The sequence below is a fragment of the Cohnella endophytica genome (assembly GCF_003628305.1).
GTDB classification, from domain to species: domain Bacteria; phylum Bacillota; class Bacilli; order Paenibacillales; family Paenibacillaceae; genus Cohnella; species Cohnella endophytica.
Map to the genome: position 1 here is coordinate 216,826 of NZ_RBZM01000004.1, position 11,937 is coordinate 228,762.

Annotated in this window: 12 protein-coding genes; 9 read left to right on the plus strand and 3 right to left on the minus strand. The window is 54.9% G+C overall.

Going from position 1 to position 11,937, the window contains the following annotated elements; genetic code table 11:
• The first annotated feature begins 1 nt into the window (after window position 1).
• From dagF to rarD, 4 genes are all read left to right on the plus strand, one after another.
• The gene (gene dagF, locus D7Z26_RS07510; protein WP_120975465.1) at window positions 2–757 is read left to right on the plus strand and encodes a 2-dehydro-3-deoxy-phosphogluconate aldolase; all 756 of its coding nucleotides are present in this window, start codon (window positions 2–4) and stop codon (window positions 755–757) included.
• Complete coding sequence (locus tag D7Z26_RS07515; RefSeq protein WP_120975467.1) at window positions 750–1,772, plus strand: sugar kinase; 1,023 nt, start codon at window positions 750–752, stop codon at window positions 1,770–1,772. Before dagF ends, D7Z26_RS07515 begins: the two co-directional genes overlap by 8 nt.
• Complete coding sequence (locus D7Z26_RS07520; protein ID WP_120975469.1) at window positions 1,772–2,488, plus strand: GntR family transcriptional regulator; 717 nt, start codon at window positions 1,772–1,774, stop codon at window positions 2,486–2,488. The genes D7Z26_RS07515 and D7Z26_RS07520 overlap by 1 nt, the downstream gene beginning before the upstream one ends.
• 134 nt (window positions 2,489–2,622) lie before the next feature.
• Entirely contained in the window at window positions 2,623–3,510 is an 888-nt protein-coding gene (rarD, locus tag D7Z26_RS07525; RefSeq protein ID WP_120975471.1) for an EamA family transporter RarD, read from the plus strand.
• A 92-nt stretch (window positions 3,511–3,602) separates the two neighbouring features.
• Here the strand turns inward: rarD and D7Z26_RS07530 are convergent, their stop codons facing one another.
• The 3 genes from D7Z26_RS07530 to D7Z26_RS07540 form a co-directional block, all read right to left on the minus strand.
• Window positions 3,603–4,553: an aldo/keto reductase family protein gene (locus tag D7Z26_RS07530; protein WP_120975473.1), complete on the minus strand. Its 951-nt coding sequence runs from the start codon at window positions 4,551–4,553 to the stop codon at window positions 3,603–3,605.
• A gap of 201 nt (window positions 4,554–4,754) precedes the next feature.
• Entirely contained in the window at window positions 4,755–5,171 is a 417-nt protein-coding gene (locus D7Z26_RS07535) for a hypothetical protein (protein WP_158602242.1), read from the minus strand.
• 76 nt (window positions 5,172–5,247) lie between these two features.
• Window positions 5,248–5,586 (minus strand): L,D-transpeptidase, encoded by a 339-nt coding sequence (locus tag D7Z26_RS07540; RefSeq protein ID WP_120975477.1) that lies wholly within the window; start codon window positions 5,584–5,586, stop codon window positions 5,248–5,250.
• 115 nt (window positions 5,587–5,701) lie between these two features.
• Here D7Z26_RS07540 and D7Z26_RS07545 point away from each other — a divergent pair, with 115 nt between their 5' ends.
• The 5 genes from D7Z26_RS07545 (at window position 5,702) to D7Z26_RS07565 (ending at window position 11,835) form a co-directional block, all read left to right on the plus strand.
• Complete coding sequence (locus D7Z26_RS07545; protein WP_233566773.1) at window positions 5,702–6,976, plus strand: M48 family metallopeptidase; 1,275 nt, start codon at window positions 5,702–5,704, stop codon at window positions 6,974–6,976.
• Complete coding sequence (locus D7Z26_RS07550; protein WP_120975479.1) at window positions 6,942–7,694, plus strand: hypothetical protein; 753 nt, start codon at window positions 6,942–6,944, stop codon at window positions 7,692–7,694. Before D7Z26_RS07545 ends, D7Z26_RS07550 begins: the two co-directional genes overlap by 35 nt.
• Window positions 7,695–7,768: 74 nt before the next feature.
• Window positions 7,769–10,078 carry a glycoside hydrolase family 65 protein gene (locus tag D7Z26_RS07555; RefSeq protein WP_120975481.1) on the plus strand — a complete coding sequence of 770 codons (2,310 nt, stop codon included), beginning with the start codon at window positions 7,769–7,771 and terminating at the stop codon, window positions 10,076–10,078.
• Window positions 10,071–10,703, plus strand: a complete 633-nt coding sequence (gene pgmB, locus D7Z26_RS07560) for a beta-phosphoglucomutase (protein ID WP_407643495.1) — start codon at window positions 10,071–10,073, stop codon at window positions 10,701–10,703. The genes D7Z26_RS07555 and pgmB overlap by 8 nt, the downstream gene beginning before the upstream one ends.
• A gap of 139 nt (window positions 10,704–10,842) precedes the next feature.
• Window positions 10,843–11,835, plus strand: a complete 993-nt coding sequence (locus tag D7Z26_RS07565) for an aldose 1-epimerase (RefSeq protein WP_120975484.1) — start codon at window positions 10,843–10,845, stop codon at window positions 11,833–11,835.
• The last annotated feature ends 102 nt before the right edge of the window (window positions 11,836–11,937 follow it).

Here is an 11,937-nt window from a genome sequence, read left to right on the forward strand (position 1 = left end):
CATGTCCGACATGAACAAACGATTGTATAAAGGCCGGGTCGCGTTGAACGTTCTGGCGAATGGCGTGGATAACGCGAAAGAAGTATTCGACGCGGCAGAAGGTTACGTGCTCGTCGGCGTCCTCTCCAAAGATTATCCGACAGTCGAAGCGGCCGTCGCAGCGATGAAGCGATACGGCGAAGCCATCGACGATGCCGTTTCAATCGGTCTCGGCGCCGGCGATAACCGGCAGGCGGCCATCGTCGCTCAGATCGCGAAGCATTACCCTGGCACGCATATTAATCAAGTGTTCCCGGTCGTAGGCGCCACGCGGGCGAATTTGGGAGACCGGGGCGGCTGGATCAACAGCCTCGTATCCCCGACGGGGCAAGCCGGCTATGTGAACGTTTCGACCGGCCCGGTCAGCGCGGCGCATCCGGAGCAAGCGATCGTCCCCGTGAAAACGGCGATCGCGCTCGTACGCGATATGGGAGGAAACGCTTTGAAATACTTTCCGATGAACGGCCTAAACCGCGAGGACGAGCTTCGCGCGGTAGCGAAGGCTTGCGGAGAAGAAGGCTTCGCGCTTGAACCGACGGGCGGTATCGACATGGACAATTTCGAGCCGATTCTGCGCATCGCGCTCGAAGCGGGCGTTCCGCATATCATTCCTCACGTCTACTCTTCGATTATCGACAAAGAGACAGGAAGGACGAACGTTCAAGACGTGCGCGTCCTGCTCGAGACGATGAAAAGGCTGGTTGACCACCATGGTTAGCCGCCTTCGCGTTGCCGCTTTCGGAGAAGTCATGATGCGCCTGCAAGTGCCGGGGTACGAGTTGCTTTCCCAGGCTAGCAGCTTAAACTATTCGTTTTCCGGCACGGGAGTGAACGTAGCTTCGGCGCTTGCATGCTTCGGACATGAAGGCTTTCTCGTAACGAGATTACCGGACAACGCGGTCGGGGACGCGGCGAATGCCGCATTGCGCAAGCTTGGACTCTCGACCGAATTCGTCGGCCGGGGCGGCAGTTACATGGGCATGTACTTCCTAGAGAACGGCTTCGGCGCGAGGCCTGCTAGGGTCACGTATTCCAACCGGCAGGAGAGCAGCTTCAATACGGCTCCGACCGGCTCATTCGACTATATGCACATTGCTCAGGGAATCGATATCGCGCATTTCTGCGGAATTACGCTGGCGATGAACTATGCGGTCAGGCGGCATATGTTTGCTCTTGCAGAGGCTGTCAAAGGTAACGGAGGAACGGTCGTCTTCGATTGCAATTACAGACCGGGTCATTGGGGGGAAGACGGTTATGCTAAAGCGAAGCCGTTCTACGAGAAAATGATGAGGCTTGCGGACATCGTCATGATGAACGAGAAGGACGCGATGCTCATTCTCGGCCTGCCGACGGACAAGGTCGACCGCCAAGAGCAATTGCTCGACCTCATTCCTCAGGTCGCCCGGCAATACGGAATTTCCGCGATCGCCGGAACGCAGCGCACGATCAATGGAGACAATACGCACTCCTTGCTGGGTTATCTATTCAAAAATCAAACCTTCGCGTTCTCCGAACGTCTTACGTTTGCCGTCTACGACAGGATCGGAGCGGGCGACGCCTTTGCCAGCGGAATCATCCATGGGGAACTTTCTTCCTTCGATCCGGAACTTACGGTTCGTTTCGCTGCCGCGGCCGCCATGCTTGCGCACACGATAACAGGGGACACGCCGATGTCTAGCGAAAGCGAGATTCTGCGAGCAATGTCGAAGGCGAACGGAGACGTGATCAGGTAATGAAGTTATCCCGTAACAAGAAACCTCTATACGCACAAATAACGAACATCTTGAAGGATCGTATCCTTCATGGCGTATATTCGGTCGGAACGAACATTCCCTCGGAGCCGCTACTTGAACAGGAATTCCAGGTCAGCAAAATCACGGTGCGAAACGCGATCAAGGTTCTGGCGCAGGAAGGGTACGTAGAGACGGGCAGCGGCAAAGGGACGAAGGTCATCCGGAACACTTCCTCGTCCAAGCTATCCAAGTTAAAGCGTTTTACGGAGGTGTTGGTCGAAGAAGGTTACCGGATCGGCAAACAGCTTCTTCATGCCGAGGTCGTCTCGAATGAAGAAGAATCGATCGCGCTCCGATTGTTCGGGGAACGATGTTTGCGAATCGAAAGGCTGTATGATCTGAACAACGAGCCCTATATCCATTTCACGCATTTCCTGACGAGCCGGGTGGCCGGCATGGAGCTGTCCGATTTGAGCGCGCAATCGCTTTACGGTCTGCTAGAGGAACAAGGGGTAACGATAGGCAAGTACCGCGATGAATTTTCCGTATCCGCGTCGGCTCCGCCTTCCATCCTCAAAGCGCTCGGAATCGGGGAAGGGACCCCATTGCTTAAGAGGTCCCGTTATGCCTACGACGAGAACGGGGAATTGGTTGAATATAGCGAAGGTTTTTATCATACCGAACGGCACCGTTATGTCGTAAATTACGACGCGTAAACCGCTAACTTCGCACGGTCGGCTCGGAGGGGATATCCAAGGTTTCGTGCCAGCAATTCCCCTATTCATTCCGGTCGCCGGAGTGATATAATTTCGTTCGTATCGTTCGGCATTCGGAAATGAGGGATTACTCCATGAGAAACGGCTTGATAAACGCGATCCTCGCTTATGTAATGTGGGGATTGCTCCCTTTGTATTGGAAATTGTTCGACAACGTGCCGGCCGGAGAAATATTGTCCCACCGAATCGCTTGGTCGTTCGTTTTCGTCGCCGCTTTAGTCGCTTTCCAGAAGCGCTGGGGAGAGATGAAACAGGTGTTGACGAATAGGGCCGCGCTTTTGCCGCTGATCGTCAGCAGCTTATTGATTACGGCCAACTGGCTCATCTTTATTTGGGCCGTCAACAACGGGCACGTGATCGAGACAAGTCTCGGCTACTACTTAACTCCGCTTCTTAACGTTCTGCTCGGAGTGTTGTTCCTTCGGGAGAAACCGAACCGCGGGCAATGGCTGGCCATCGCGTTAGCGGGAGCCGGCGTGTTGCTGGTCGCCGTAGATTACGGCAGCTTTCCTTGGATCTCGATTTCCTTGGCCGCCAGTTTCGGTCTCTATGGCTTAGCGAAGAAAAAAGTAAAGCAGGAAGCTTCGATAGGTTTGCTCACCGAGACGGGGATCGTCGTTCCGTTAGCTTTGATCTACGGCGGTTATCTAGGGGCGAAGCATCTTTCCACGGCATGGACATTGCCTGCCTCGTCGCTATTGCTACTGATGCTTTCCGGAGCGGCGACCGCGCTGCCGCTGCTATTCTTCGCCAAGGCGGCGAGAAAGATGCCGCTGTCTACGCTCGGATTCGTACAATACATTGCTCCCACGATTACGTTGATCTTAAGTCTGCTCGTCTTTAAGGAGACGATCTCCGCGGTGATGCTGATTAGCTTCTCGTTTATCTGGGTCGCCTTGATCGTGTACGCCGCCTCTACGTTTAACAGAGCTCGCGCGACGGAACCCGCGAGCGTGAGCTGATCGCGGCGAATCTCATATAAACGGAAAATTGGTGGTACAGGAATCATCCTTGTACCACCAATTCTCGTTTTAAATGTGATTTTGCTATTTCTTTATTCCGTGACGGAGTTCAAAATCGTATCGATGGAAGATAACGTCTCTTCCGACAGCTCGACTCCGGTAGCCTTGACGTTTTCTTCGACTTGCTCGGGACGGCTTGCTCCGATTAACGCGCTGGCGACGTTAGGCTGACGAAGAATCCAGGCGAGCGCCAATTGGCCCACCGTCAGGCTATGCTCTCGCGCGATGCCGGACAATTTCTTCACGGCATCGATCTTCTGCTCCGTGATGCCGTTCTTGACCCACTCCAGCTTGGCCGCGCGGCTGTCGCCGGGAATCGATGCGACTGAATCGTATTTGCCCGTAAGCAAGCCTTGAGCGAGCGGAGAGAATACGATCTGGGAGATGCCTTCCGCCTCGCCGAGCGGAATGACTTCCTTCTCGATATAGCGATTGAACATATTATAGATGGGCTGGCTTACGACGATCCGGTCCAGCAAATACTTGTCCGCCGTGCCGAGCGCGGCTTGCATCTGCGTGGCCGTCCATTCGCTGACGCCCGCGTAGAGCACCTTGCCCTGCCGAACGAAATCTTCGATCGTGCGTAGCGTCTCCTCGATCGGAGTCTCCGTATCGTAACGATGGCAGTAGAAGATATCGACGTAGTCCAGTCCAAGCCGTTTTAAGCTGGAGTTGATCTGCTCGGAGACGTGTTTGCGCGAGAGCCCGCGATCGTTCGGTCCTTCGCCCATCGGCCAGAAGGCTTTGGTCGCCAGTACGTAGCTCTCGCGCGGATATTCGCGCAGAATCGCTCCCATGACTTTCTCGGCTTCTCCGCGTTCGTAAACATTCGCGGTATCGAAAGAATTGACTCCGAGCTCGTAGGCTTTGCGAATCGCGGATGCGGCTCGCTCCTGTTCGACGTAACCTCCGTATGTAAGCCAGCTTCCCAAACTGATTTCGCTAACTTTAAGGCCGCTACGACCTACGCGACGATATTTCATGATCGGATCATCCTCTCAGATTCAAGTTTGGACGGAAACGCGCGCACGCCAAAAAGAAGGCACGTCCGTACAAAAGCATTGTATCGTAGCATCTTCGCTTAGGGAAGAAGTGAAACGATACTCACTTAATGTATTGAACCGTACCTAATATACTATTATATAGTAACTATTTTTCGTACAAAGAAACGGACCCGTGCCGACTCAAGCCCGTTTCCAACCTCCGGGAACCCGTTCATCTCGTTCGTTAAGCAAAGCGATAGACGTCATCTGATCGAACAGCATGACGCTGACGCGGGACAGTCGCCCGACTTCATGCAGGTTGCGCGACTCGACCGCGCGTTGCAGTTCGGTTAAGAACGCGTTTAAGATCGAGAAATCTACGTCCGCGCATTTGGTAGCCATAAGCGACTGGCTTTTCTTCCACGCCTTTTTCATGTTATCGCTCATTTTTTGCGAATTGCTCCAATCGTTCTGATTGGCGTAATCGCGAATGAGGTTGAGCTTGTCGGCGTAAGCGGAAGCTCCGATGTGGAGATACGGGTGCTCGCACAAAAACACGGTTACAACTATCAATACTAGGATCGCCGCCAGAGACCAAGTAATGCGCCGTTGCGTCACGATGTTGTCGCCCTGCCTCTCAATTGGTTAACGATATCACCAATCTCGGCATAAAAGAGGCAGAATATACGGGGGGTTAAGGGCGAATGGTCACGCGGGTTCCAATCGGCACGATAGCCGCAAGCTGCAGCACGTCTTCGTTGTACATCCGGATACAGCCGTGGCTCACTTCCCTGCCGATCGAAGCGGGATCGTCCGTTCCGTGAATACCGTAATGCGGCCTGGACAAACCCATCCAGAATACGCCGAAAGGCCCGCCGGGATTTGCTTGTTTATCGACGATCGTATACTCGCCCGCAGGCGTTTTCGTCAGCATTTTGCCGATGCCGACGGGAAACGAGCGGACGACGATATCGCCATCGAGCAAGTAGAGAGCCCGGTCCGATAGGTCGACGATAATGCGATATTGAGGCATTCGTATTCCTCCTTGCGAATAGCTTATGTGGGATGAAGCCCTGCGGCATGGAACATCCGCACAGGAAAATGGTATGATCTTTCCAACTGAACGAAAAGGGAACGTGATCTTGACCATGCGAATGCGCAATCGAACGGGATTATGGAGCTTTGCGGCGATATTCGTGATCTACGCCGTCGTAATGGCCGTCTATGTCTGGTATACGTCGCCGAACCGGGTGCCGGCAGCTTATGAGGGAACGGCGGCGGATCCGTCTACGTTTTACTCGCCGGAACAGCTGCATAATAGCGAGACGTTAAACGCCGTAAGGAATTGGCTATTTTTCATGAGCGGACCTTGGGAATGGTTCATTTATTTCCTATTGTTGGCGGGCGGAATGGCGCGGTCATGGAGAGAGCGGCTGGAACGCCTCGGACTGCCGCTCGTTATTCGTTTTCCTCTCTACGTGTTGTTAGTAAACGCGGCGTCTTTCCTGCTGTATTTGCCGCTGCGCATATTAGGATATAAGCTGTCGAAGGCATACGGAATCTCGACCCAACCCGCGCTCGGTTGGCTCAGGGACAAGCTGATCGCTTTCGGAATCGGCTACGTAACGTTGCTCGCGGTATCGGCAGTGGCTTTCTGGGTCATTTCCAAGGGCGGGCGATGGTGGCTGAAGCTGTGGCTGCTGTCAATTCCGTTTACCGCGTTCATGATGTACGTGCAGCCCGTAGTCATCGACCCGCTCTACAATCACTTTACGACGTTATCGGACCCGCGCCTGGAAGAGCGCATTCTCGAATTAGCCGCCAAGGCGAACATTCCGGCGCATCGGGTATACGAGGTCGACATGTCCGAGAAAACGAACGCGATGAACGCGTACGTGAACGGCATCGGCTCTTCGCTGCGGATCGTGCTTTGGGATACGACAATGAAACAATTGACGGAGCAGGAGATCTTGCTCGTCATGGCGCACGAGATGGGGCATTACGTTAAGCATCATCTGGAATGGAGCGCGGTCGGCGCGGTCGGCTCTTCGCTTGTATTACTTATTATCGGGGGATGGATTTACCGGGTCGCCATACGCCGACGGGGCGAGAAATGGGGGATCCGTTCGATGTCGGACATGGCGGCCTTGCCGCTCGCGTTGCTGATCTTGTCCGTAATTTCTTTCGCGACGTTGCCGATCTCGAACTACGTGTCCAGACAAGCGGAATCCTCGGCGGACCGCTATGCGATGGAACTGATCGGAAGCGCGGAAGGATCCGTGACGATGAATCAGAAAATGTCCGTCGCCGCGCTGTCCGACATCGACCCGCCGCTGCTCGTCAAGTGGTTCAGGGAGGATCATCCGTCGGATATGGAGAGGATTATCGATGCGGAACGATTCGACCGCGAACGCGGTCGTTAACTATGAAATCTATATGCTCGCGGGCTTCGCGACGGCGCCTCGTTTCATGGAGGGGCTACGCGTCGCCATGCGCGGCGGACTGGAAAGATTGGGAGGGCGGGTAACCCGCGCGGAGCTGCTGTTCCCATACGGGGATTGGAGCCGCGGGAAACTCCCGCAATTATGGGAGATTCAATCCGATATGCGGATAGGAGCCGATGAATCCCGCGTTGCCCGTTCGATCGGGGGGATGCGCGCGGTGGAATCGATTTTGTCCCGCGATGCCGGGGATCGTCGCGGCGGCGAGAACAAAGAGGAATCCGATATCGCGGTGCTGGTCGGACACAGCGGAGGCGGCATCGCAGCTTTGCATGCGGCACAGGTGCTGATGTCGCGCGGCGCCCGGAAAAATTGCTTGGTCGCAATGATCGGTTCTCCAAGAACTCGCATCGCGGAATGGATACGCCCGAACGTGCTGACGATCAGCGCATCGGGTAGAAAGGGTAGCGACTCAAAGAGCGGAAGGACGGGAGATCCCGTCGTTTGGTTCGGAACGCACGGATATCGGGACAGACAAGCGCCGGGAACCCGGGTAGCGGTAACGATCGTTGGCGGGCATGCGGACTATTTTCGCGAAGCGGCACCCTACGTCGATCCGAACGGAAAGTCCAACCTCGACATCACCTTGGATGCGGCGATGGCCTGGCTAACTCATTGGAATCGAACATCATTTCGATAATTTCGCTCCTGTCGGCTTTCCCTTCGTGCCTTCATAATGGAGGTTAGATTTCGAGCTGAAGGGATGGAACCGGTATGAGTTGGATAGTCGAAGAAGAGGGATTCGATCCTGGCCGCGTCACTACGAACGGCAATAAATACATGCTGGGTAACGGCGCGATCGGTTATCGGGGTACGTTGGAGGAATTCGATAAAGATCAGTTGACGGCAACGACATTGGCGGGATTGTACGATAAAGTGGGCGATCAATGGCGGGAGCCGATCAATGCGCCTAACGGGTTATCGACGCGAATCGTATGCGACGGCGAGCCGCTTAGCTTGCTTACCGCGAACGATGCGACGCATAAGCAAACCCTCAACATCCGGAATGCGACTTTCGCCCGCGAGACGGTATTCTTGACGGCTTCCGGCAATCGAATCGAGCTGAGAACGCAAAGGTTCGTTAGCATGGAACGGCTTGATCTCATCGTCATGAAGGTAGAAATCCGTTGCGCGAACAATTGCGACCTGCTCGTTCATACCGGAATCGACGGCGACGTGTGGGATATTAACGGTCCTCATCTTGAGCAATACGAGGCGGCCGAAAAAGAAGGCGTCATTGGAATTTCCGCGATTACGCATGAGCTTCGGCGTACGGTCGCGGTCGCGGAAGGAATCGTAACCGACGGAGAGTTCGAACAAGCGTGCCTTAAGGACGACAAGACGATTAAACGGGCAATCTCCATAAAATGCGCCGCGGGGGTCGCCTATGGATTCACGAAGTTCGTTTCGGTACGATTCGGCGAGGATCGGGAAAGCGTATCGGACGAGGCGTTCGCCAGCGTGCGTTCGGCCGTGTCGGTTGGATACGAGGAGCATCTGAACCGTCACGAGCGGCAGTGGGAGCGAAAATGGGAGCAGTCGGACGTGGCCATCGAAGGCGACGAGGAAGCGCAGTTCGCGCTCCGCTACAGCTTATACCAGTTGCATATTATCGCACCGACCGCATCCGAGCGCGTGTCGATTCCGGCCCGCGGGCTGTCCGGTCAAGTGTACAAGGGGGCCGTTTTCTGGGACACGGAGATGTTTATGCTTCCGTTTTTCCTTCACAGCCAGCCCGAGGTAGCCCGGAATTTGGTCATGTATCGGGTCCATACGCTGGACGGAGCAAGGCGCAAGGCGGCGGAGTACGGCTACCGAGGCGCCTATTACGCCTGGGAAAGCCAAGATACGGGCGATGACGCCTGCACGCTGTTCAACATTACGGACGTGTTCACGAATCGGCCGATGCGGACGTATTTCCGAGACAAGCAGGTCCATATTAGCGCGGACGCCGCCTACGGCATCTGGCAGTATTACGAGTTCACGGGAGACGAGAGCGTCCTGCTCGAAGGCGGGGCCGAAGCGATTCTGGAATGCGCCCGGTTTTTCTACTCGTATTCCTACTATAAAGACGAGAAACTTCGATTTGAGATACTCGACGTAACCGGACCCGACGAGTACCACGAGCGGGTGAACAATAACGCGTTTACGAACGCGCTTGTCGCTAAGACGATCGAGATCGCGCTGCGGACATTGGATTTATTGGAAGTTAAGCATCCGGACGAATATCGGAAACTGATGGAGAAACTTGATTACGGCAACGATCTGGCCAACTTAATCCGGCTGTTCGACGATCTGTACGTTCCGCAACCGGAAGCCGATTCGCTCGTCATCGAGCAGTTCGACGGATACTCGAAGCTGGAGGACGTGGATCTGGCGTCGCTTAAGACGCGCATCTTGAACAAGAACGAATATTTAGGCGGCGGCAACGGACTGGCGACATCGACGCAAATCTTGAAACAAGCGGATGTCGTACTCATGCTGCATCTTTTCAAAGGGCGTTATTCTCGCGAGGTGAAACGGGCGAACTGGGAGTATTACGAGCCGAGAACGGAGCACGGGTCTAGCTTAAGCTCCTGCATCTACGCGTTGGTCGCCTCGGATATCGGCTATGCGGATTGGGCTTACAAGTATTTCTTGCGCACGGCGACGATCGATTTGACCGGGGATTCCAAGCAATACGTCGGTACTTTGTACATCGGAGGAACGCATCCGGCGGCGAACGGCGGAGCATGGATGGCAGCCATTCTAGGGTTTGCGGGCGTTCATTACGAGGACGGAGTCGTTAGAATCAATCCTTCGTTGCCCGAACAATGGCAATCGATCGCTTTCCCGTTGCGGATTCGAGGTCAATCTTTTAACGTTCGCGTAACCCGGAACGAGGTGTTCATTCGCGCCGAAGCGGGCAACCGATCGGCGGTAACGTTCCTTGTCGACGGCGTACACGAACTCGCGGTCGAGCCCGGAACAAGCGAAACGCTATCGGCGAGCGGTCAAGAAAGAGGTGACGGGCTTGCTGGATAACATCAAAGGAGCTTTGTTCGATCTCGATGGCGTGCTCGTCGACACCGCTAAGTATCATTATCTAGCTTGGAAAGAACTCGCGGATCAATGGGGCTTCGAATTTACGGAAGCCGATAACGAACGATTGAAGGGCGTAAGCCGGATGCGCTCGCTTGAAATCGTGCTCGAAGTCGGAGGAATATCTATATCCGAAGAAGAGAAGCTAGCGAAAGCCGAGCAGAAAAACGAGCGATACCTCGAATATATCCGGCGTATGGACGCTTCGGAGCTGTTACCGGGCGCCAAGGACTATTTGTATCGATTGAAGGAAAGGGGGGTTCGCATCGCGCTCGGTTCCGCGAGCAAGAACGCGGCGTTTATTCTCGAGAAGGTCGGGATCGCCGATCTGTTCGACGCGGTCGTCGACGGCACGAAGGTGGCGAAAGCGAAGCCCGATCCGGAGGTGTTCCTGCTCGGCTGCCGGGAGCTGGGGCTTAAACCCGACGAATGCGCCGTGTTCGAAGATGCCGAAGCGGGCGTCGCCGCCGCGATCGCGGCCGGCATGTACGTCGTCGGCATCGGGAGTCCGGCTAATCTGGGCGCGGCGAACCGTGTCGTAGGCGGCTTAGACGAGCTGGCGGGTTGATTGATAAGGATATAGAGAAAGGTACTCCGGACGTCGGGGTACCTTTTGTTTCGTTGGTCGAATTTCTTCGGTTGACGCTAAGCCTTGCAGGCTTATATACTCGAACAAATGAGCGAATAGCGAAGGAGCAAAGACGACGATGACTGAGCATTACGCGAAGCAAGGTACATATGAAAACGTTCCGGCGGTTTATTTGAAGCACGGACGCTATTCGGCGATCATGCTGCCGACAATTGGAGGCAACCTGATTTCTTTCCGGGACGACGAGAGCGGGTACCGGTTTATCCGCGAACCGGAAGGAGCGGATTGGGAAGCATTCATGAAGAAACCGATGCTGCACGGGATTCCGGTGCTTTTCCCTCCGAACAGATACGATGGAGGCGCCTTCGAATTCGCCGGCCGCTCGTATCGCTTGCCGATTAACGAGCCGCAAACCGGCAATCATATTCACGGCTTCGTCTATCAATCGGAATGGGAAGTCGCCGAGATTGCCAGCACGGAAACGGAAAGCCGCGTAATGGTCAAGCTGGTTTTCGACGAGAGCCATCCGGGATTCGCTTTTTTCCCGCATCGCGTCGTGTTCCATCATACTTTCGCCGTATCTGCCGACGGTTTGCGCCAGACTTTCGAGGCCGTGAACGAGAGCGAAGAGACGATTCCGTTCATGCTTGGTTTCCATACGACTTTGAACGCGCCGTTCGCTCCGGGAAGCGAGCTTGCCGACATTCAAGTCGGATTGGCGATCGGGGAACGCTGGGATCTGAATGCCCGGCAGTTAACGACTGGACAGAAGTTTTCGTTAAACGAGGGAGAAAGCTTGCTTCGTCAAGGAACCGGAAATCCTTACTTCGAAGCTTTGGACAACCATTACACATCCTCGCCGGTTAACGGTAAGAACGCCGTGAGCATTTACGACGACAAAGCCGGAACGCGCTTCGTGTACGATGCGGGCGATGCTTACAAGCATTGGATGGTGTACAATGCGGTAGCGAACGGCAAGTTTTTCTGTCCGGAACCGCAGACCGGCATGGTCAACGCCCCGAACATCGATCTGCCTGCAGAGCAAACCGGGTTAATCGGGCTCAAGCCGGGAGAACGGTGGACAGGCGTTAGCCGAATGTACGCGGAGTAAACGAATGCTACGAAAACTGGCTGTGAAGTGCAAGTAAAGGATTCCTTCGTCGCGTCGTAGTTTGAGTTAGTCCAACTAAATGTCTGCTCGGAGCGAGACTTG

Excerpts from the sequence above, each read along its gene's own strand:
- D7Z26_RS07540 (WP_120975477.1), bottom strand. The coding sequence starts at position 5,586 with ATGCCTCAATATCGCATTATCGTCGACCTATCGGACCGGGCTCTCTAC.
- D7Z26_RS07520 (WP_120975469.1), top strand. The coding sequence starts at position 1,772 with ATGAAGTTATCCCGTAACAAGAAACCTCTATACGCACAAATAACGAAC.
- dagF (WP_120975465.1), top strand. The coding sequence starts at position 2 with ATGTCCGACATGAACAAACGATTGTATAAAGGCCGGGTCGCGTTGAAC.
- D7Z26_RS07530 (WP_120975473.1), bottom strand. The coding sequence starts at position 4,553 with ATGAAATATCGTCGCGTAGGTCGTAGCGGCCTTAAAGTTAGCGAAATC.
- D7Z26_RS07555 (WP_120975481.1), top strand. The coding sequence starts at position 7,769 with ATGAGTTGGATAGTCGAAGAAGAGGGATTCGATCCTGGCCGCGTCACT.
- D7Z26_RS07550 (WP_120975479.1), top strand. The coding sequence starts at position 6,942 with ATGCGGAACGATTCGACCGCGAACGCGGTCGTTAACTATGAAATCTAT.
- D7Z26_RS07565 (WP_120975484.1), top strand. The coding sequence starts at position 10,843 with ATGACTGAGCATTACGCGAAGCAAGGTACATATGAAAACGTTCCGGCG.
- rarD (WP_120975471.1), top strand. The coding sequence starts at position 2,623 with ATGAGAAACGGCTTGATAAACGCGATCCTCGCTTATGTAATGTGGGGA.
- D7Z26_RS07545 (WP_233566773.1), top strand. The coding sequence starts at position 5,702 with ATGCGAATGCGCAATCGAACGGGATTATGGAGCTTTGCGGCGATATTC.
- D7Z26_RS07515 (WP_120975467.1), top strand. The coding sequence starts at position 750 with ATGGTTAGCCGCCTTCGCGTTGCCGCTTTCGGAGAAGTCATGATGCGC.